The sequence below is a fragment of the Streptomyces sp. NBC_00012 genome (assembly GCF_045040875.1).
In the GTDB taxonomy this organism is placed as follows: Bacteria; Actinomycetota; Actinomycetes; order Streptomycetales; family Streptomycetaceae; genus Streptomyces.
In genome coordinates, this window is the sequence record NZ_CP108309.1 from 5,476,094 (window position 1) to 5,496,042 (window position 19,949).

General features: G+C 70.1%; 17 protein-coding genes, 1 tRNA gene and 2 pseudogenes. 10 read left to right on the forward strand and 10 right to left on the reverse strand.

The genetic code is table 11. The features are described 5' to 3' along the window. Positions 1-218: 218 nt before the first annotated feature. On the reverse strand, positions 219-1,481 hold the full coding sequence (locus tag OHA19_RS25175; protein ID WP_405751699.1) for an IS110 family transposase: 1,263 nt from the start codon (positions 1,479-1,481) through the stop codon (positions 219-221). Between the two features lie 214 nt (positions 1,482-1,695). Between OHA19_RS25175 and OHA19_RS25180 the strand changes: the two are divergent. Next, a pseudogene (locus tag OHA19_RS25180) lies at positions 1,696-2,209 on the forward strand (hypothetical protein); the annotation flags it as partial. Positions 2,210-2,280: 71 nt separating this feature from the next. Beyond that, a complete protein-coding gene (locus tag OHA19_RS25185) occupies positions 2,281-2,901 on the forward strand; it encodes an AAA family ATPase (RefSeq protein ID WP_405713139.1) in 621 nt (206 codons plus the stop codon). Between the two features lie 76 nt (positions 2,902-2,977). Here OHA19_RS25185 and OHA19_RS25190 read toward each other — a convergent pair. Continuing rightward, positions 2,978-3,049 (reverse strand) — tRNA-Cys (locus tag OHA19_RS25190). 186 nt (positions 3,050-3,235) lie between these two features. On the opposite strand from OHA19_RS25190, the gene OHA19_RS25195 reads away from it, so the two are divergent. From OHA19_RS25195 to OHA19_RS25205, 3 genes and pseudogenes are all read left to right on the forward strand, one after another. Beyond that, on the forward strand, positions 3,236-4,717 hold the full coding sequence (locus OHA19_RS25195; protein WP_405713136.1) for an MFS transporter: 1,482 nt from the start codon (positions 3,236-3,238) through the stop codon (positions 4,715-4,717). Further along, positions 4,711-4,911: pseudogene (locus OHA19_RS25200) on the forward strand (type II toxin-antitoxin system death-on-curing family toxin); the annotation flags it as partial. The gene OHA19_RS25195 and the pseudogene OHA19_RS25200, both read left to right, overlap by 7 nt. A 151-nt stretch (positions 4,912-5,062) precedes the next feature. Beyond that, complete coding sequence (locus tag OHA19_RS25205; protein WP_405713134.1) at positions 5,063-6,844, forward strand: DEAD/DEAH box helicase; 1,782 nt, start codon at positions 5,063-5,065, stop codon at positions 6,842-6,844. Positions 6,845-6,965: 121 nt separating this feature from the next. On the opposite strand, the gene OHA19_RS25210 is transcribed toward OHA19_RS25205, so the two are convergent. Further along, on the reverse strand, positions 6,966-7,496 hold the full coding sequence (locus OHA19_RS25210) for a hypothetical protein (RefSeq protein ID WP_405713132.1): 531 nt from the start codon (positions 7,494-7,496) through the stop codon (positions 6,966-6,968). Between the two features lie 284 nt (positions 7,497-7,780). Between OHA19_RS25210 and OHA19_RS25215 the strand changes: the two genes are divergently transcribed. From OHA19_RS25215 to OHA19_RS25235, 5 genes are all read left to right on the forward strand, one after another. Beyond that, on the forward strand, positions 7,781-9,409 hold the full coding sequence (locus OHA19_RS25215; protein ID WP_405713130.1) for a hypothetical protein: 1,629 nt from the start codon (positions 7,781-7,783) through the stop codon (positions 9,407-9,409). A 207-nt stretch (positions 9,410-9,616) separates the two neighbouring features. Continuing rightward, entirely contained in the window at positions 9,617-11,572 is a 1,956-nt protein-coding gene (locus OHA19_RS25220; protein WP_405751702.1) for a hypothetical protein, read from the forward strand. A 335-nt stretch (positions 11,573-11,907) separates the two neighbouring features. Further along, a complete protein-coding gene (locus OHA19_RS25225; protein WP_124723277.1) occupies positions 11,908-12,549 on the forward strand; it encodes an IclR family transcriptional regulator in 642 nt (213 codons plus the stop codon). Between the two features lie 294 nt (positions 12,550-12,843). Further along, positions 12,844-13,014: a superinfection immunity protein gene (locus OHA19_RS25230; RefSeq protein WP_405713127.1), complete on the forward strand. Its 171-nt coding sequence runs from the start codon at positions 12,844-12,846 to the stop codon at positions 13,012-13,014. Positions 13,015-13,082: 68 nt separating this feature from the next. Next, complete coding sequence (locus tag OHA19_RS25235; protein WP_405713125.1) at positions 13,083-13,871, forward strand: S16 family serine protease; 789 nt, start codon at positions 13,083-13,085, stop codon at positions 13,869-13,871. Here the strand turns inward: OHA19_RS25235 and OHA19_RS25240 are convergent. The 7 genes from OHA19_RS25240 to OHA19_RS25270 form a co-directional block, all read right to left on the reverse strand. Next, positions 13,801-15,207 (reverse strand): MFS transporter, encoded by a 1,407-nt coding sequence (locus OHA19_RS25240; RefSeq protein WP_405751704.1) that lies wholly within the window; start codon positions 15,205-15,207, stop codon positions 13,801-13,803. The two genes, OHA19_RS25235 and OHA19_RS25240, sit on opposite strands and share 71 nt — an antisense overlap. Next, positions 15,204-15,404 (reverse strand): hypothetical protein, encoded by a 201-nt coding sequence (locus OHA19_RS25245; protein WP_405713122.1) that lies wholly within the window; start codon positions 15,402-15,404, stop codon positions 15,204-15,206. Before OHA19_RS25245 ends, OHA19_RS25240 begins: the two co-directional genes overlap by 4 nt. 31 nt (positions 15,405-15,435) lie before the next feature. Continuing rightward, a complete protein-coding gene (locus tag OHA19_RS25250; protein WP_405713120.1) occupies positions 15,436-16,062 on the reverse strand; it encodes a helix-turn-helix domain-containing protein in 627 nt (208 codons plus the stop codon). Positions 16,063-16,153: 91 nt separating this feature from the next. Further along, positions 16,154-17,134 (reverse strand): glycine betaine ABC transporter substrate-binding protein, encoded by a 981-nt coding sequence (locus tag OHA19_RS25255; protein ID WP_405751707.1) that lies wholly within the window; start codon positions 17,132-17,134, stop codon positions 16,154-16,156. After that, positions 17,134-18,033 (reverse strand): ABC transporter permease, encoded by a 900-nt coding sequence (locus OHA19_RS25260; protein WP_405713116.1) that lies wholly within the window; start codon positions 18,031-18,033, stop codon positions 17,134-17,136. The genes OHA19_RS25255 and OHA19_RS25260 overlap by 1 nt, the downstream gene beginning before the upstream one ends. Continuing rightward, on the reverse strand, positions 18,030-19,301 hold the full coding sequence (locus tag OHA19_RS25265; RefSeq protein WP_405713114.1) for an ABC transporter ATP-binding protein: 1,272 nt from the start codon (positions 19,299-19,301) through the stop codon (positions 18,030-18,032). The genes OHA19_RS25260 and OHA19_RS25265 overlap by 4 nt, the downstream gene beginning before the upstream one ends. After that, positions 19,294-19,941, reverse strand: a complete 648-nt coding sequence (locus OHA19_RS25270) for an ABC transporter permease (RefSeq protein WP_405713112.1) — start codon at positions 19,939-19,941, stop codon at positions 19,294-19,296. Before OHA19_RS25270 ends, OHA19_RS25265 begins: the two co-directional genes overlap by 8 nt. Positions 19,942-19,949 lie beyond the last annotated feature (8 nt).

Consider the following 19,949-nt stretch of genomic DNA (forward strand, 5'->3'; position numbering starts at 1 on the left):
GGGATCGGCCGCTCCAGGGGTGGGTTGTCGACGAAGATCCATCAGCTCGTCGATGGCAACGGGCTGCCTCTGGTCACGCTGATCACGTCCGGTCAGACCGGGGACTCCCCGATGCTGCTGCCGCTCCTGCAGCAGCTGCGGGTAGGCCGTAACGTCGGGCGACCGCGCACGAGACCGGGTGCGGTTCGCGGCGACAAGACATCCCACGCCGATAAGCGTCAAGCCGCGGCTGCAGCGAGTTCGGGTGACGGCTGCGGGAAGGCGATTGCTTCGTCGTAGATGTGACCGTTCTGGAGGCAGTAGAACAGCATTCCCATGAAGCGGTTGAAGAGGTTCCTCTGTGCGGCAACGTGGCGGTCGCCGGCCTCTCGGCGGCGGTCGTAGTGGGCTCTGGCGCCTGGTGAGCGGGTAAGGGAGACGAATGCCCAGACATAGCCGACGGCAGCCAATCTCTGATTCTTGATCTTCCGACTCATGACCATGCAGCTCTTACCGCTGGACCTGGTGACCGGGGCGCTTCCTGCGTAGGCCTTGAGCGACCCGGCGTTGGCGAAGCGGGTCCGGTCATCGCCGATCTCTGCCAGGATCCGGGCGCCGGTCAGTGAGGCAAGTCCCGGAAAGCTGCGGATGATCGGGGCATCGGGATGCTCTGCGAAGGCTTGCGTGACGGCTTCTTCGAGCTGTTCAGCGTTGTCGCAGGCGGTGTTCAGCTGCCTGAGCAGGGTGGATGTCTGATGCCCGAGGGCTGTTTCGACCTGCGGGAGCTGGTGGAGATACTCGCGCTTGAAGACTTCGTGGAGCCTTTCGGCTTCGGTCTGGATGCCGCGGACCCGGCCGGCCTGCTTGAGCAGGGACTGCAGGCGCCGACGTGTCAGCTTCGCCGCCGTGGTCGGGGTCGGGGCTGCAGCCAGAATGCTGCGGGCTTCCCTCGAGCACAGGCCGTGTTTGTGCTGGGCGAAGGCGTCGAGGATCGCCGGGTAGAACTCCCTGAGCTGAGAACGGAGCTTGTTCTGGGCCTGGCCGCGGGCCCAGACGGCGTCCTGTTGGGCACGCGCGAGCACGGCGATGGCCTGCACGAGCTCGGAGTCCGCGGGCAGCGGCCGGTGGGCGGCCATATCGGTTCGCAGGATGTTGGCCAGGGCCGCGGCGTCGACGGCGTCTGACTTCTTGCGGGCGACGGAGTGACGGTCCCGATAGCGGGCGACTGCCAGCGGGTTGATCGCGAAGACCGGCCGGCCGGTGGCCCGCAGGCAGGCGACGAGGAGCCCGCGCGATGTCTCGATCGCCACGGGGATCGGGGCGTCCTCGCTGTCGCCATGTTCAGCCAGCAGGGCCGTGAGCTGAGCGAACCCCGCCGCGTCGTCACTGATTCGCACTTTGGCGAGTTGCTTTCCCCCGGCGTCAACCAGGGCTATGTCGTGGTGGTCTTCGGCCCAGTCCACCCCACAGAACACTGGCGTCGGTAACCCGACGATCTCCATCCGGCCCTCCTTCGTCGCGGCTCTTTTCCCAGGCCAGAGCCTGTGCAGGGTGCGCGTGCTCCCTAATGGAAGTGCTCAAGGCACGTCATCCCACCAGCCGTTCGCAACCCCAGCGAGTCATACGGTCCTCGGTCCGTGTCAGAGCTGAAGGCTCAGGCAGAGGTGAGAGGTGATCCGCACAACCGGCTCGAACTACGGACAGCAAACCGCGCAGAGTGCTTTGGGCCAGCACCCCGACGCGTACGCGACGGTCTCCAACGCCGAGCAGATCTACAGCACCAGCATGCTGGAACGCCAGGTGACTCCGGAGGGTGAGATCAAGCCCGGTGCTGCGCGGGCAGTGGTCGGCACGGGTGCCGAGGTGCAGGGCATGCTTGACCGGTCTCGCGCGGATCAGGTCGTGGCATCACACATGAAGACGCAAGAGGATTACGAGAAGGCAGTGGCGGCGAGGTCGGGCTGGATGGAGTTCGGAACCGGCGTGGGAGTCGCTGCCGGGGTCGCCTTTCTGTCTGCCACCGATCGCGGCGGCAGGGACAGCAGCAACACTCATCACGCTGGGAAGCGATACGGCCAGCGGCGCCGTGGAGCATGTCATTGGCCAGTTTGTTGGGGACATCTCGGACAAGTCAGTGGACGAGCGCAAGAAAGAGGTCGAGGAACTCACTCGCGAGGAGAAGACCAGGGTGTTCCGGGCCGGCGAGTCCATGGCCGAGGCGCCCATGGAAGGCTCCTGAATTCTGGTCCTACAGTGAGCCGTTCCGGCAGTAGGAGCGAGAGAAGGGCGGGCGATGACGTGATGGTGGCTGCGGGCGGAGACGGTGAACTGGAGCCGGAGCAGGGCGACGGGCCAGGGTCCGCCGTTGTTCTCATCACCGGGGTGATGGCCTCCGGGAAGTCCACCGTGGCGCAGGCCCTCGCCGAGCGGTTGCCGCGGGCCGTGCATGTGCGGGGAGACGTCTTCCGGCGGATGGTGGTGTCCGGGCGGGCCGAGATGGTGCCGGGGGCGTACGAGGAGGCCGCGGCCCAACTCCGGCTCCGGTACCGGTTGTCGGCGATGACGGCCGACGCGTACGCGGACGAGGGCTGGACCGCCGTCGTCCAGGACGTGGTGCTGGGCGAGGAGTTGGCCCGGTACGTCGAGCTCGTACGGACACGGCCGCTGTACGTCGTCGTGCTCGCTCCGGAGCCGCGGGCCGTCGCCGAGCGGGAGGCCGGGCGGGGGAAGAGCGGTTACGGGGCCGGGTGGACCGTGGAGTCGCTGGACCGGGTGCTGCGGGAGGAGACGCCGCGGATCGGGCTCTGGCTGGACACCTCCGGGCAGACCGTGGAGGAGTCGGTGGACGCGGTTCTCGCGGGGCTCGACCGGGCGCGGGTGGGGATTTCGGGGGCGGCTGATCCGGAGTTTCTCATTCGCTGAATCTCGTAGGCGTATGGATCGCCGGACGTGCGGAACGGCTGCCTCTTTGTCGCGGGGCAGCCGTTCCGGTCGTTCGAGGCCGTGACCGGATTCGAACCGGTGTAACTCGAGTTGCAGTCGAGCCCCTCAACCACTCGGGCACACGGCCGTGTGTTCCTCGTCGTGGTTCGACCGTAGGGCCAGGTGCCCCGGCCGCTCAAGAACGCGGGGCGGGCTGCAATGCGACTGCCATACCGCGTTCACGATCGGCGTGGTGGTCCTACGACCAACGGACGACCGGAGGACCGTCTCGCGACAGGGCTCAAACGAGATCTTGCCCCTTACCCTTGGGCTCATGAGTGCCCTGGAACCACGAGACGCCGGTGTCGAGACCGGCACCGCCGGCGATGCGGAGGTGCCCGGCGGGACCGGGCCGTCCGTCGAATCCGGAGGGGTGCTCGGGCGGACCTACCGGGCACTCAGCGTCGGCATCGTCTCCGTCGTGTTCCTGATCGCCTTCGAGGCGACCGCCGTGGGGACCGCGATGCCGGTCGCCGCGCGTGAGCTGCACGGTATTCCGTTGTACGCGTTCGCGTTCTCCGCGTACTTCACGACCAGCCTCTTCGCCATGGTGCTCTCCGGGCAGTGGGCGGACCGGCGCGGTCCGTTGGGGCCGCTCGCCGCCGGGATCAGCGCGTTCGCGGCGGGGCTGCTGCTCTGCGGGACCGCCGGGAGCATGTGGATCTTCGTTGCGGGGCGGGCCGTGCAGGGGCTCGGCGGCGGGCTGGTGATCGTGGCGTTGTACGTGGTGATCAGCCGGGCCTACCCGAAGCGGCTGCAGCCGTCGATCCTGGCCGCGTTCGCCGCGAGCTGGGTGATCCCGTCGGTCGTCGGACCGCTCGCCGCCGGGAGTGTGACCGAGCACCTGGGGTGGCGCTGGGTCTTCATCGGTATCCCGGCCCTCGTGGTGTTCCCGCTGGCGCTCGCGCTGCCCGCGATCCGGCGGCGGGCGTCGGGGCCGGCCGATCCGGCGGCGCCCGTCGAACCGTACGACCGGCGGCGCATCATGCTCGCGCTCGGGATCTCGCTGGGCGCGGCGCTGCTCCAGTACGCCGGGCAGGAGCTGAACTGGTTCGCGCTGCTGCCGGCCGCCGTGGGTGTCGCGCTGCTCGTGCCCGCGGTGCGGGGGCTGCTGCCGCCCGGCACCGGACGGGCGGCGCGCGGGCTGCCCTCCGTGGTGCTGCTGCGCGGGGTGGCGGCCGGGTCGTTCATCGCCGCCGAGTCGTTCGTACCGCTGATGCTGGTGACCCAGCGCGGGCTCAGTCCGACGATGGCCGGGTTCTCGCTCGCGGCCGGGGGCGGGACCTGGGCGCTCGGTTCGTACGTACAGTCCCGGCCGCGCCTGGAGCCGTACCGGGAGCGCCTGATGGTGGGCGGCATGGTGCTGGTCGCCGCCGCGATCGCGGCCGCGCCCTCCGTGCTGATCGACTCGGTGCCGGTCTGGACCGTCGCCGTGGCCTGGGCCTTCGGGTGCTTCGGCATGGGCATGGTGATCGCATCGACGAGCGTGCTGCTGCTGAAGCTGTCGGCGCCGGAGGAGGCGGGGGCGAACTCGGCCGCCCTCCAGATCTCCGACGGGCTGTCGAACGTACTGCTGCTGGCCGCGGGCGGAGCGGCCTTCGCCGCGCTGGGCGGCGGAGCGGTGGGCGCCGTGCACGGGGCGGCGGAGGCGGGGGCCGGCGGGTCTCATCCGGGGGCGTTCGTGGTGGTCTTCCTGCCGATGGCGGGGGTGGCGCTGGTGGGGGCGTGGGTGGCGGCCCGCGTGCGGGAGCGTTAGTTCGCCCGCTCTTCGACGGCAACAAGCGCACGGCCTGGCTGTCGTGCGTGACCTTTCTGGCGATGAACGGGGTCGATCTGCATCCGGACATCGACGCCGCGGAACGCCTGGTCATCGCGGTGGCCACTGGTGAGATGGACGAGGTGAAGGCCATCTCCCAGGGGCTGCGCGAACTGGTCGTCGAGGGTGTGTGAGAGCCATCGCAATTCCGTGCGGGGCGGCGTAGCCCGAGGCGGTGCACGCGCCGTCCCCCGGTAAGGTGGCCCGGTTGTCGTATCGCGGGCGGGTCCGTTCCGGCCCGCGGGGACAGCGCCCCACGTACCCGAGAGACCCGAACCGGAGACCGTGACTACTACCGCCTCCCACCACCTCTCACCCGCCTTCCCCGGCCGCGCCCCCTGGGGCACGGCCGGCAAGCTGCGAGCCTGGCAGCAGGGCGCCATGGAGAAGTACATCCAGGAGCAGCCGCGCGACTTCCTCGCGGTCGCCACCCCCGGCGCGGGGAAGACCACCTTCGCGCTGACCCTCGCGTCATGGCTGTTGCACCACCACGTCGTGCAGCAGATCACCGTCGTCGCGCCGACCGAGCACCTGAAGAAGCAGTGGGCCGAGGCAGCGGCCCGGATAGGGATCAAGCTCGACCCCGACTACAGCGCGGGCCCGCTCAGCAAGGAGTACGACGGCGTCGCGGTCACCTACGCGGGCGTCGGCGTACGGCCGATGCTGCACCGCAACCGCTGCGAGCAGCGCAAGACCCTCGTCATCCTCGACGAGATCCACCACGCCGGTGACTCGAAGTCCTGGGGCGAGGCGTGCCAGGAGGCCTTCGACCCGGCCACCCGGCGGCTCGCGCTCACCGGTACGCCGTTCCGGTCGGACACCAACCCGATCCCCTTCGTCGTGTACGAGGAGGGCAACGACGGCATCCGGCGCTCCTCGGCCGACTACACCTACGGCTACGGCAACGCGCTCGCCGACGGCGTCGTCCGGCCCGTGATCTTCCTCAGCTACAGCGGCAACATGCGCTGGCGCACCAAGGCCGGTGACGAGATCGCCGCCCGGCTCGGCGAGCCGATGACCAAGGACGCCATCGGGCAGGCCTGGCGCACCGCACTGTCGCCCACCGGCGAGTGGATCCCCAATGTGCTGAGCGCCGCCGACAAGCGGCTGACCGAGGTCCGCAAGGGCATTCCGGACGCGGGCGGGCTGGTCATCGCCACCGACCAGGAATCGGCGCGCGAGTACGCCAAGATCCTCAAGCGGGTCACCGGGGAGAAGGCCACCGTGGTCCTCTCCGACGAGAAGGCCGCCTCGAAGAGGATCGACCAGTTCAGCGGGGACGATTCCCGCTGGATGGTCGCGGTGCGCATGGTGTCGGAGGGCGTCGACGTGCCGCGCCTGGCCGTCGGCGTGTACGCCACCACCATCTCCACGCCGTTGTTCTTCGCGCAGGCCGTCGGCCGTTTCGTGCGTTCGCGCAGGCGCGGCGAGACGGCTTCGGTCTTCGTACCGACCATTCCGATGCTGCTCGACTTCGCCAACGAGATGGAGGTCGAGCGGGACCACGTCCTCGACAAGCCCAAGAAGGGCAGCGACGAGGAGAACCCGTTCGCGGAGGAGGACAAGCTCCTCGCCGACGCCGAGAAGCTGGAGGACGAGGAGACCGAGGAGCAGCTGCCCTTCGAGGCCCTCGAATCCGACGCGGTCTTCGACCGGGTGCTGTACGACGGTGCCGAATTCGGCATGCAGGCGCACCCCGGCAGCGAGGAGGAGCAGGACTACCTGGGGATTCCGGGGCTGCTGGAGCCCGACCAGGTGCAGCTGCTGCTCCAGAAGCGGCAGTCGCGGCAGATCGCGCACAGCCGTCAGAGGCCGGCCGAGGAGGCCGACCTGCTGGAGAAGCCGGCCGACGCCCGGCCGGTGGTCACGCACAAGCAGCTGCTCGGGCTGCGCAAGCAGCTCAACACGATGGTGTCGGCGTACACGCACCAGAGCGGCAAGCCGCACGGAGTGATCCACACCGAGCTGCGGCGGGTGTGCGGCGGGCCGCCGAGCGCGGAGGCCACGGCCGGACAGATCCAGCAGCGGATCAAGAAGGTCCAGGAGTGGGCCACCCGTATGACGTGAGCCGACGGGGGCGTGCTGGTGCCGGCCCGGGGCGGGGACAGCGGTCCTCGCCCCGGGCCGGCGTCGTGCGTGCGGACGCGGGTGCGGATGAGGTGGCGCGACTACTGGACGGACGGCCCGGCTACCAGACGAACGGCGCCGACTGGTTCGTCGTGGCCACACACGGAACCGTGGCCGACGTCGGGGACGAGGCCACGATCTGCAGTGACCAGTTGGTGGAGCTCGGGGGTGCGGGCAGCACCACGGAGTTCGTGCTGTCACCCGCCGCCAGGGTGCCGGAGGTGAGCTTCAGCGGGCCCAGGGTGATCGGGCTGCCGCCGCTCATGCCGGGGTTGGTCTTTCCGGAGAACTGCACCTGACTGGTGACGCCGCCCGAGGTCTTGGTGAGCTTGAGCGTCGTCGTGATGCTGTTCGGGTCGGCACTGGTACCGGCCGGCATCGTGATCGCGGTGGACGTGATCTTGATGGTCTTGGACGTGCCCGAGTCGGCGGCGGTCAGGGTCGCGAGACCGCTGCCCCAGGCGCCGCAGTTGTACGTGGCCGTCGCGGTGAGCGGAGCCACGGCCTGGGCCGTCGGAGCCAGCGCTAGCGCGCCGGCCACGGAACAGGCCGCGGCCAGTACGAGCGGGATGTGTCTTCGATTCGACGACATGACGGGGGGAACTCCTTCCGGTTCTGAATTCCGCAGATTCACCGAAGAGCTGAGAAGTGGATCTGCGTGCCGGGCCCGGCATGTCGGCAGCAGTGAAACTGTGATCTTCAGAGAAGTCAATAGATGTCCACAGAGGCACTTGAAATTCCCATGGAAATGCTTTTCGGGCATTTCAGATAAGGATCAATCAATTCTCTCTTGACTTCTTGGCACCCGACCTCCTCAATGTGCGCAATCAATGGGCCATGGAGGGGTGTCTGGTGATACGACGACGAAGACCCGGCGTGACCGGTCTGCTCGCTGCCTGCTTCGTACTGTCCCTGAGCTGCGCCGGGGCCACCGCCCAGCCCGTACCGCAGGACGCGGCGGCAGCCGGCTCGCGGGCCGCCGGTACGGTCACCCCGAACGTCCACTGCACCCTGCCCGCGGGGCAGGGCGAGGCGACCGGGCCGCAGGAGATGACCGTCGAACTGTCGCCCGCGGTCGTCGCCCCGGGCGGGAAGGTGCACGCCAAGGTCACGCTGGGGCCGTCCCCCGCCACCAGCGGGCTGCCGCTGGAGGACGTGCCGACCATCCCCAGCCTCGACCTCGCCATGTCCGGCGGGGCCACCGGCACCGTCACGGTGCGGGGTGCCGAGTTCACGATGGACATCCCGTCCGGGACGCCCATCGAACTTCCGCCCTACGAAGGTGACTTCCTGGTCCCGGCGAACGCCTCCGGGGACGTCTCGTTCGCCCCGATCCGTACGCTGACGCAGACCAAGGTGCTCGGTTCGGTCTTCGAGACACCCTGCGATGTCGTCGACGGCGGCGGCAGCGTCGGCAGCGTCACGGTGGAGGGCACCGGCTCCGAGCCCGCCACGCTGACCGCCCCCGCCGATCCCGTACGCCCCAACACCGAGGTGACACTGGGTGGTTCGGGGTGGACGCCGGGCGGGGCGCCCGTGCCCTCGCTCTGTGCGGTGGGCGGTGGCGGCTGCGATCCGCTGAAGTTCAGGAGCAACACGCTCGCCATCGGCGGTGACGGGACGCTGACCGGCACGGCCACCCTCGCCGAGGCCGGTGCGGTGCCGGACGGTACGTACGAGGTGAAGGTCAACGACGGTACGAAGGAGGCCACGGCCGCCCTCACCGTCAAGGCCGTCGCGGCCGGTGACCGGGAGATCTCCCTGTCGCGGAGCAGCGGGCCGGTCGGCAGCGTGATCACGGTCAGCGGCAAGAACTACAACCCGGACCGCTGGATCAACGTCATCGGCCTCGACGCGTCGGGCACCGGGCTCGACGACAGCGCGGTCTACGTCAAGAGCGGCTCGGACGGCACGTTCGCCGTCGAGTTCACCGTGACCTCCGACGCCGTCGTCGCGGTCCAGGCCGACGAGGGCAACGATCCGGCGACCGTACGGACCGCGCCGTTCACCGTCTCCGACGGCGGGGGAGGGGGCGGCGGCAGTGCCGACCAGCGGCTGAGCACCTCGGTCAGGGCCGGGACGCTGTCCATGGTCCAGGACGGTGACACCGTCGACTTCGGTACGACCGTACTGGGCACCGGCAGCGGTGTGCAGCGCTCCCGGCTCAACCGGGTCGAGGTGGAGGACGGCCGCGGTGTCGACAGCGGCTGGTCGCTGACCGCCACTCTCTCCGGCTTCACCAGCAGCGGCGGCGGCACCATCCCGGCCGACGCCGTCCGGTGGACACCCAGGTGCACGGCGCAGAGCGGCAGCGTGGGGGTGCCGGTGGCCGGTTCGCCCGCCGCGCTCGGGAGTGAGGCGGCGAGCCTGTGCCGGATGGATCCGGACGGCTCCCGCCCGTTCACCGGCGGCCGGTTCGACGCCGACGCCGATCTCACCCTCACCGTTCCCGGATTCACCCAGCCAGGAGATTACAGCGCCACTCTCACCCTCACCCTTCTCTGAATTCTCCGGGAACCGTAAGGGGAAGTTCCGGAGGCGCCCGTCCGCTCCGTATCGCGTCGGAGCGGGCGGGCGCCTCCATTCCGAATCCGGGGAATTCCGCAGCCGACACCTCAGCCATGGAGGAGACACATGTCCGTGTCCGTCAGACCGGGAAGAACCGACCGGCCGCGCAGGGGTCATGGGCCGGGTTCGGCGTTACGCCGTGCCGTGGCGCTCACCGCCGGGGCCGTGCTCGTCTGGACCGGTGGCACCGTCGCACTCGCGCCCGTCGCCGAGGCCGGTACGGTCACCCCGACCGTGCACTGTTCCCTGCCCGCCGGACAGGGCGAGGCGACGGGGCCGCAGCAGATGAGCGTCGACCTCTCGCCGGCGATCGTCGACCCGGGCGGCAAGGTCCACGCCAAGGTCACCCTCGGCCCGTCCCCCGCCACCAGCGGTCTCAGCCTGAGCGATGTGCCCACCACCCCCAGCATCGACTTCGCGATGTCCGGCGGCGCCACCGGCACGGTCACCGTGACCGGCCCCCAGATCAACCTCGACATCCCGTCCGGCAAGCCCATTGAAATCCCGCCGTACGAAGGGGACTTCCTCATCCCGGCCGACGCGAGCGGTCCGATCGACTTCACGCCGATACGCAATCTGACGCGTACGAAGGTGCTCGGCTCCACCTACGAGACCCCGTGCGACGTGACGAGCGGCGGCGGGTCCATCGGCACGGTGACCGCCGAGGGCACCGCGGGCCATCCGCCCACCCTGACCGCGCCCACCACCGCCGTCCGGCCCTCCACCGGGGTCGCCCTGTCCGGCAGCCTCTGGACCGCCGGCGCCACCCCCGTACCGTCGCTCTGCTCGGCGGACGGCGGCGGCTGCGACACCGGCAAGTTCGCCTCCAGCACCCTCTCCATCAGCGGCTCGGGGGAGCTGAGCGGCAGCGCGGTGCTCGCCGCCGCGGGCGCCGTGCCCGACGGCTCGTACCTGGTGAAGGTCGGCGACGGTACGAAGGAGGCGACCGCGCCCCTGACCGTCAAGGCCTTCGTGCCCGCCGGGCCGCGGGCCATCGCGCTCTCCCGCTCCGGCGCGCCGGTCGGCAGCGTCATCTCCGTCACCGGCAGCAACTACTTCCAGGACCGGTGGATCAACACCGTCGGCCTGGACGCGAGCGGGGCGACGCTCGACGACACCGCCGTCTATGTGAAGAGCACCCCCGACGGCACGTTCACCGCCGAGTTCACCGTCTCCGACCCGGCCATCGCCGCGATCCAGGTCGACGAGGGAAACGATCCGGCCACTGTGCTGACGACACCGTTCACCGTGACCGACGCCTCCGCGACGCTCTCCGCGGGCGCGGCGAAGGTCAAGCCGGGCGGAACGATCGCCCTCTCTGGCGGTGACTGGCCCTCCGGCACCACGCCCACCGCCGCGCTCTGCACCGCCGACGGCGGCTCCTGCGACAGTGCCCGGATCAGCGGCTCCACGCTCCGGATCGGCGCCGACGGCACGCTCGCCGGCACGGTCACCGTGGCCGGATCCACCCCGCGTGCCGTGTACGCGCTCCAGGTCACCGCCGGGGGAGCGCAGGCCCTCACCCCGCTCACCGTCGCCCCGTCCTTCGTGGTGCTCACCCCCTCGGCCGGTCCGAAGGGCACCGCCGTCACCGTCATCGGGCAGGGCTTCGCGAAGGTCGCGACCGTGTCCATCGTCGGGCTGCGGGCCGACGGCTCGCAGACGTCCGACCCGACGAAGACCAAGGTGGTGGGGCTGGACGGGGCGTTCTCGCAGACCTTCACGGTCAACGCCGCCGACACCGTCGCCATCCGGGTCCGGGAGGTCCTCGTCAACCCGCGCACCGAGACGGCGGCGTTCACCGTCCAGGGCGGAACCGTGCCCGCCGGACCGTCCTTCGCGCTCTCGCCGCCCGAGGGGCCCGTCGGCACGGCGGTCCAGGTGACCGGACGGGGATTCGCCCCCGTCGCCACGGTCTCGGTGACCGGCCGCACCGCGGACGGCAAGCAGACCGCCGACCCGTACGTCACCCGGGTCATCGGACTCGACGGCACTTTCGCCCTCGACTTCACCGTCCGTGACCCGGCGACGAAGTCGATCCGGGCCTGCGAGGTACTCGTGAACGGAAAAATTGTGCAGCAGTCATTCACCGTGAGTTAACGGCAGTTCACTTCCGGTGCGTGAAGTGCCGCGAAGGCGTCGGCCGACCTGGACGCGCGTAGACCTCCAGGACCCGGCCGACGCCGCGCTGACCGGCGCTTATGCTGCTTCAAGCCAACTCCCGCTCCGACGACGCCCGGATTCTGGACGAGGTCTTCCGCTGAGCGGACTCGCTCGCTACTGTCCCAAAAAATGAACGCCCCGTGGCAGAGCCGCAGCGGGGCGCAGCCGGTGCCTGGCCAGGCCGGCGGCCTCTCCGTGCGTCGCCGCTGGGACCGGCGGCGCACATTCCGTGGGAATCAGCCGCTGCCGCTCATCAAAGAGGAGAGGGCGTCGTGACAGCGGAAACCTCCCAGACGCTCGACAGGGGACTGAGGGTCCTCAAACTGCTTGCCGACACCGACCACGGTCTGACCGTCACCGAGTTGTCCAACAAACTCGGGGTCAACCGGACCGTGGTCTACCGTCTGCTCGCCACCCTGGAACAACACGCCCTGGTACGCCGTGACTTGGGCGGACGGGCCAGAGTGGGCCTGGGCGTGCTGCGCCTGGGCCGCCAGGTGCATCCGCTCGTGCGCGAGGCCGCGCTGCCCGCGCTGCGGTCGCTCGCCGAGGACATCGGGGCCACCGCCCATCTCACACTGGTCGATGGCAGCGACGCGCTGGCCGTCGCGGTCGTCGAGCCGACCTGGACCGATTACCACGTGGCCTACCGGGCCGGCTTCCGCCACCCGCTGGACCGGGGTGCCGCGGGCCGGGCGATCCTCGCCGCCCGTCAGAAACCGGTCGGCGAGACCGCCTTCACCCTCACCCACGGCGAGCTGGAGGCCGGGGCGAGCGGGGCGGCGGCGGCGCTGGTGGGGGTGACCGGGGTCGAGGGCAGCGTGGGCGTGGTGATGCTCGCGGACTCCGTACCCGAGCGCGTCGGCCCCCGCGTGGTGGACGCGGCCCGGGAAGTGGCGGACGCGCTCCGATAGGGGCGGCGGGGGCGGCAGAGCGACGGGCCGGAAATTTGGCGGGCCCGGAGGGCTGATGGCTGGCCCGGAGAACCGGCGGGCCCGGAGAAGCTCCAGGCCCGTAGAACCTCGGGGCCCGAGGGCCGATGGGCCGGACGGGCCCTGCGGGGCCGATCGTGGCCGGTACTCGGGGCGGATTTCTGGCCGGTTCATGTCTTCGCGGGCGCCCGGCCGGACCGTATGTTTTCGGGGCTCACACCTTGACCGAAGTGCGTGGCCGTTTCCGGGGGGTATCTGGTGGATGGTTCCGTTTTTGTGGTTCTCGTCATCGTGGGTATCGCGGTGTACTTCCTGCCCTTCTTCATCGCCGCAGGGCGCGGGGTGAACACCGGCTCGGTGTTCGTGATCAATCTCTTCCTCGGCTGGACGTTCATCGGCTGGGTGGTCGCCCTGGCCATGTCGATGGGGAGCCGGCGGACGCCGTAGGAACGCTCCCCGGCCGCGTACGGGGCTCCCGGCCCGTGCGACCGGGGCCCGGCGGTTAGATTGGGCGGGTGCTCCCTCGTCTCTCGCGTCCCCGTGCCCTCGCCCTGTGCGCCCTGCCGGTCCTCGCCCTGTTCGGTGTGGCCGCCTTCGCGCCGCTGCCGTTCACCCTGGCGCAGCCCGGCTCGACCGCGAACGTGCTCGGGAACGATCACGGCAAGCCGGTGATCAGCATCAAGGGAGCGCCGACCCGGACCACCGAGGGCGAGCTGCGGATGACGACGATCGTCGCGACCGGGCCCACCGCCGAGGTCGGCATCGGTGATGTGGTCGACAGCTGGTTCCGTACGGACCGGGCGGTGCTGCCCCGCGACTCCGTCTACCCGACCGGTGGCTCCGAGAAGGAGATCGAGAAGCACAACCTCGACGACATGCGGAAGTCGCAGGACTCCGCGGTCGACGCCGCCCTGAACTACCTCGGGAAGAAGCCCGGCTCGGTCGACGTGACCCTGCATCTCGCCGACGTCGGCGGCCCCAGCGCGGGCCTGTTCTTCGCCCTCGGCATCGTCGACAAGCTCGACGGGGACGGATCCGGCGGCGATCTCACCGGCGGCCGCAACATCGCGGGCACCGGCACGATCGAGGCGAACGGCGAGGTCGGGGCGGTCGGCGGGGTATCGCTGAAGACTCAGGCCGCGCGCCGCGACGGGGCGACCGTCTTCCTCGTGCCGAAGGCTGAGTGCCGGGAGGCGGGTGCCGAGCTGCCCAAGGGGTTGCGGCTGATTCCGGTCACGACCCTGAAGAGCGCGGTGTCCTCGCTCCGGGCACTGGAGCAGGGGCACAAGGTCCCGAGCTGCTGATCCCACCGGGCGGTGTCAGCACGGGGACGCCGTCGGCCCCCGTGTCGCCGGTCCCCGTGCCGCCCGTTCCCGCGCTGTCCGCCCCCGTACCGCTCACCCCCGCGTCGTTTATCGTGCGCCACACCGGGAACACCAGCGGGCTCAGCGTCGCCAGCAGGTAGACCCCGCCCATCGCCAGCAGTGCCCCCTGCACGCCCGCGCTCTCGACCAGCAGGCCGGCCGCGAGACCGCCCACCGGCATGGCCAGTTCGCCGCCCGCCGTGAGGACTCCGGAGACCCGGCTGCGCAGCTCGTCGGGGACCGTTCCGTAGATCACCGTCGTCAGGATCGGGTTCAGCACCCCGCCCGCCAGACCGCTCAGCGCCATGGTCACGGCGAGCGGCAGCGTCGTCCCGGTCAGCGCCGCGACCACGTACCTGGGCGCGCCGCACAGCAGCACGCACACCGTGAACACGGCCAGCCGCGAGAAGCGGTGCCCGACCGCCCCGTACAGCAGCGCACCGGTCAGTCCGCCCGCGCCGAACAGCGCGGTGAGCAGCCCGATGTCCGCGGCCCCGCCCAGTTCGGAGGAGGCGTGCACCGGGAGCAGGACGGCGTTCCAGCCCTGGTCGGTGCCGTTCATGAACAGGACCATCACCACGACCGCCAGCAGCAGCCGATTACCCAGCAAGTAGGCGTATCCCTCGCGCAGTTCGGTGCGGTACGCCCGCAGTGAGACCGGTGCCGCGGGCTTGCGGGGCTCGGCCGCGCGCACCCCCCGTACGCCTGCCGCGATCAGCAGCGCGGACGTCAGGAAGGTCACCGCGTCCAGCAGTAGTACGGTCTCCGCGCCGACGAGGGCGATCAGCACGCCGGCCAGCGCCGCCCCGACCATCCGGGCGCCGCGCGAGACGGCGTCGAAGAGGCTGGCGGCGCGGGCGAGGGTGGTGCCGGCGAGCTCGGCGAGATCCGGCACCAGGACGTAGCGCGCGGTGTCGCCCGGGGTGTGCATGAGCCCGCCGACCGCCATCAGCGCGCACAGCATCCAGAAGTCCAGGGCGTCCGCGTAGTGCAGCAGCGGGATGGCGGCGACGGAGAGGCCGCACACCAGGTCGGAGGCGACCGAGACCCGGCGCCGTCCGATCCGGTCGATGACGGGTCCGCCGATCAACGCGGAGACGACGATCGGCAGGGTCGCGCAGAAGGCCACGACACCGGCCCGGCCGGCGCTTCCCGTGGTCTCCAGCACGAACCACGGAACGCCGATCATCGTGAGTGAACTACCGGCTCTGGATATGGAGTTGGCGGACAGTACGGCGACGAGCGGGATGCGGTCGCGGCTCCCCCGGCCGGTCATGCCGGACCGGCTGCGAAGGAGGCGGCGGAGCCGGGACTGCGGGGCAGGATGCGCAGCCCCAGGCCGACCAGGGCCCAGCCCAGCCGGCTGCGCAGACCGGTGCTCGACGAGGCCGGTGCGGCGGCGAACTCCGCGGCCCGCCACCGCAGTTCGGCGGAGCGCAGGCCGTGCAGCAGCAGATGTGTGTCGGAGTGCATGACGGTGTCCTTCCGGTCGGGAGGGGGCTGGCTACTCCGCGGGGCGCGGGAAGAGGTGCACATGGCTGCGGACGTTGGCCGATCCCTCGGTGCCCTCCGGGACCCGGCCCCGGTAGCTCTCGATGAGTTCGTGGACCTTCCCGATCAGCTCCTCGGCGAGATCCGGGGTGAGGCGCACCTGGAAGTCACTGATGTCCCAGCCCTCGCGCCATTCCTCGGGCCATTCGCGCATGGTGCCGATCCAGGTGTTCAGTTCCTGGGAGTGCGAGGTGGCGATCTCGTGGAGCACGACGTCGACCGCGCCGCGCACCTCGGGGTCCGGGTGGGCCAGGAATCTGCCGCTGTCGAACACGGTGCCCCGGTGGGCGGACCGCCACCAGCGCTCGCGGCCCTTGCCGCGCTCCGGGTCGTCCTCGACGAAGCCGTACGCCGCCAGTTGCCTGAGGTGGTAGCTGGTGGCGCCGCTGGACTCGCCGAGCCGGTCGGCGAGACCGGAGGCGGTGGCGGGGCCGTACTCCCGCAGTGCGGCCAGCAGGCGCAGCCGCAGGGGGTGGGCCAGCCCGCGCAGGGTGCGGGCATCGACCTTGTGGATGTTCTGGGCTTCGTGGACGTTCTCGGCTTCGGCGGGGGTCTCGGCGCCGTCCTGCGGTGTGGGCATGGGTAAACCGTAGAGTTGCAAAGCTCTGTTTGCAACAGATTCTTTGCAGCGGGTTCTTTGCAACAAAACCCTTGCGAGGAGGTTCCCCGGCTCAGCCCTCCTTGATGAACCCCTCTTGGACCAGCCAGTCCTTCGCCACCTGGTGCGGGTCCTGCCCGTCCACGTCCACCTTGGCGTTGAGCACCTGGGCCACCTCGGTGGTCAGCTTCTTGCTGACCGGGTCGAGCAGCCCGGCGATCTGCGGATACTTCTCGAAGGTCTTGGTATGGACGACCGGGGCCGCGTTGTAGTTGGGGAAGAAGTGCTTGTCGTCCACGAGCACTTGGAGGTCCATCGCCTTGATCCGGCCGTCCGTGGTGAACACCTCGCCCAACAGGCAGGAGTCGGACTTGGAGACCTGGGTGTAGATGATCCCGGCGTCCATCTTCTTGATGTTGGCGGCCGGCACCGACATCCCGTACGCCTTCTCCATGCCCGGCAGCCCGTCGTCGCGCGAGGCGAACTCGTTCTCCACACAGATCGTCACCGCCGACGGGTCCTTCTCCGCCAGCGCCGCGACGTCGGAGAGCGTCCTGAGGTGGTACTTCGCGTTGTTCTTCCGGCTGATGGCGAGCGCGTAGGTGTTGTTGAGCGTGGACGGCGTCAGCCAGGTCACCCCCTTCGTGCGGTCCGCGTCGCGGACCGCCTCCCACTGCTTCACCGGGTCGGGGATCGGCTTCGCATGGCCGAGGTACGTGATCCAGCCGGTTCCCGTGTACTCGTACATCGCGTCCGCGTCGCCCTTGACGATCGCCTCGCGCGCACTGATCGAGCCGGGCAGGTTCGTCCGGTCCAGGACCTCCGCGCCGGCCGCCTTGAAGACCAGGCCGATCATCTGGCCCAGGATGATGTTCTCGCTGAAGTTCTTCGACGTGACGGTCAGCGAGGCACCGGCCAGCGGCTGCCCCCGGCCGACCGAGCCCGGCTCCACGTCGTCCACCATCGGCGAGCCGCTCTTCAGCCCGCACCCGGAGAGCAGCAGCGCCACCGCCACCACCCCCACCAGGCTGGCACGCACCTTCCGCGGACCCATCACCCCACCTCCAGCCCGCGTGGTGTCAGCGCCACCTCGACCAGTGAGGCCAGCCAGTCCACCAGCAGCGCCAGCACCACCGTCAGCACCGAACCGAGCACCAGCACCGGCATCCGCTGGGTCTGGATGCCCGAGGTGATGAGGTCCCCCAGGCCGCCGCCGCCGACGAAGGTGGCCAGGGTCGCCGTGCCGACGTTGAGCACCAGCGCCGTGCGGACACCGGCCAGGATCAGCGGGACGGCGAGCGGCAGTTCGACCTTGGTGAGCGTCCCCGTCGCCGACATGCCGATGCCGCGCGAGGCCTCGACCAGATTCGGCTCGATCGCCTTGAGACCGGCCACCGTGTTGGAGAAGACCGGCAGCACCGCGTAGATCACCATGCCGATGATCGCCGTCGACGGACCGATGCCCAGCCAGATCACCAGCAGCGCCAGCAGGCCGATCGCCGGTGTCGCCTGCCCGATGTTGGCGACCGCCGTGACCACCGGGGCGCCCTTGCGCAGCCGCCGCCGGGTCAGCGCGATCCCCAGCGGAATGGCGATGATCAGCACCCAGAACGTCGAGATCGCGGTCAGCCGCACATGCTGCCACCAGCGCAGCTGCACATTGCCGCCGGTGAGCGCGTTCCGCGCGATCGAGTCGAGATGGACATTGGTGATCCACAGGTACGTGACGGCCAGCACGATCACCAGCGCCACCGGCATCACCACCAGCTTGCGCCAGGTGAACCGGCGCGGCGGACCGGCCGGTGGCGGGGCGGGCTCCTCCTCCTCGTCCCGGAAGGCGTGGCCCTTGACGTCGTGCTCGCCGGGCGGGCGGTCCTTGTCGGAGGAGGGCACCGGGGGCCCGGAGCGCGCACGGCGGGAGGACTCGGGGTTCAACGGTGAGTTGGGACTCATGCGCCCGCACCGCCCTCCAGCTCCGCCTCGGTCTGGTGGCTGCGCAGCTCCTCCAGATCGTGCTGGTGCTCGATGGCGGCGAGCCGGTCGGCCTCCAGCAGTTCATGGACGGAGTTCATCAGGGTCTGCATGTCGACGACCCCGATGAACTCACCGCGCCGCCCCGTCACCGCGACCCGCCCGCCGCTGTCGGTCAGCACCGCCTCCAGCGCGTCGTGCAGCGTCGCGTCGCGCGTCACCGTGTCGTGGACCAGCTGCCCGGCCCGCGCCAGCGAACCCCGGGCCCGCATCAGGTCGCCGCGCCGCAGCCACTTGTACGGGCGGTTCCTGCGGTCCAGCATCAACAGCTCGTTGTGCGGGCCGCTGCGCAGCTTGTTGAAGATCGACTGGAGCGGGTCGTCGACCGTCACCGTCGGGATCTCGGCCATCTCCACATCCCGTACGCGGGTGAGGTTGAGCCGCTTCAGTGCCGCACCGGCCCCGACGAAGCCCGAGACGAAGTCGTCCGTCGGATTGGTGAGGATCGCCTCCGGGGTGTCGAACTGCGCGATGTGCGAACGCTCCCGCAGCACCGCGATCCGGTCACCCAGCTTGATCGCCTCGTCGAAGTCGTGGGTGACGAAGACGATCGTCTTGTGCAGTTCGTGCTGGAGCCGGATCAGCTCGTCCTGGAGGTGGTCGCGGGTGATCGGGTCGACCGCGCCGAACGGCTCGTCCATCAGCAGCACCGGCGGATCGGCCGCCAACGCCCGTGCCACGCCAACCCGTTGCTGCTGACCGCCGGAGAGCGCGCGGGGATAGCGCCCGTGGAACTCCCGCGGATCCAGCCCCACCAGGTCGAGCATCTCCTCGACCCGGTCCTTCACCCTCGACTTCGACCAGCCGACCATCTTCGGTACGAGGGCGATGTTCTCGGCGACCGTCATGTGCGGGAAGAGCCCGGACGACTGGATCGCGTAGCCGATCTTGCGGCGCAGTTTCACCGGGTCGATGTCGGTGACGTCCTCGTCGTTGATCCTGATCCGCCCTGACGACGGCTCGATCAGCCGGTTGATCATCTTCAGGGTGGTGGACTTCCCGCAGCCGGACGGGCCGACGAAGATCACCGTTTCGCCGGCCTTGATGTCCATCGAGACGCTGTCCACCGCCGGGCTGGGATTGCCCGGATAGTGCTTGGTCAGGTCCTCCAGCTGGATGGTGGCCCCGGACGCGGTTCTCTCCGGCCCGGCGCTGTCGGCGGCGGCACTCCCGGTGGCGGTCTCAGACACGGATCCCCCTCGGGATGGTGAGCCGCCCGAGCAGTACGTACGCGGCGTCGAAGAGCAGGGCGAGGATGACGATGCCGAGCGTGCCCGCGAGCACCTGATTGAGCGCGTTGGCGCTGCCCAGCGAGGCGATGCCGCGGAAGATCTCGTTGCCCAGTCCGGGTCCCGAGGCGTACGCGGCGATGGCGGCGATGCCCATCAGCATCTGTGTGGAGACCCGGATGCCGGTGAGGATCGGCGGCCAGGCGAGCGGCAGTTCCACCCGGCACAGCCGGGCCAGCCGCGACATCCCGATGCCCTTCGCGGCGTCGACCAGCGCCGGGTCGACGCCGCGCAGTCCCACGATGGAGTTACGGACGACGGGCAGCAGCCCGTACAGCGTCAGGGTGATCACGGTGGGCGCGACCCCGAGGCCGACGAGCGGGATGAGCAGACCGATCGCGGCGAGGGAGGGGATGGTGAGGATCGTCGCCGTCGATGTGATGGCCAGTGCCCCCGCCCAGCCGCTGCGGTAGGTGACGACCCCGATCAGGATGCCCAGCGCGGTGGCGATGACCATGCACTGGAACACGGCGCTGACGTGCTGGTACGCGTCGGTGAGCAGCTGTTGGTGCTGGTTGCCCAGGTACTCCCAGAAGCTCACACGTCACT

Excerpts from the sequence above, each read along its gene's own strand:
- OHA19_RS25175 (WP_405751699.1), bottom strand. The coding sequence starts at position 1,481 with ATGGAGATCGTCGGGTTACCGACGCCAGTGTTCTGTGGGGTGGACTGG.
- OHA19_RS25185 (WP_405713139.1), top strand. The coding sequence starts at position 2,281 with ATGGTGGCTGCGGGCGGAGACGGTGAACTGGAGCCGGAGCAGGGCGAC.
- OHA19_RS25195 (WP_405713136.1), top strand. The coding sequence starts at position 3,236 with ATGAGTGCCCTGGAACCACGAGACGCCGGTGTCGAGACCGGCACCGCC.
- OHA19_RS25210 (WP_405713132.1), bottom strand. The coding sequence starts at position 7,496 with ATGTCGTCGAATCGAAGACACATCCCGCTCGTACTGGCCGCGGCCTGT.
- OHA19_RS25240 (WP_405751704.1), bottom strand. The coding sequence starts at position 15,207 with ATGACCGGCCGGGGGAGCCGCGACCGCATCCCGCTCGTCGCCGTACTG.
- OHA19_RS25245 (WP_405713122.1), bottom strand. The coding sequence starts at position 15,404 with ATGCACTCCGACACACATCTGCTGCTGCACGGCCTGCGCTCCGCCGAA.
- OHA19_RS25250 (WP_405713120.1), bottom strand. The coding sequence starts at position 16,062 with ATGCCCACACCGCAGGACGGCGCCGAGACCCCCGCCGAAGCCGAGAAC.
- OHA19_RS25255 (WP_405751707.1), bottom strand. The coding sequence starts at position 17,134 with ATGGGTCCGCGGAAGGTGCGTGCCAGCCTGGTGGGGGTGGTGGCGGTG.
- OHA19_RS25260 (WP_405713116.1), bottom strand. The coding sequence starts at position 18,033 with ATGAGTCCCAACTCACCGTTGAACCCCGAGTCCTCCCGCCGTGCGCGC.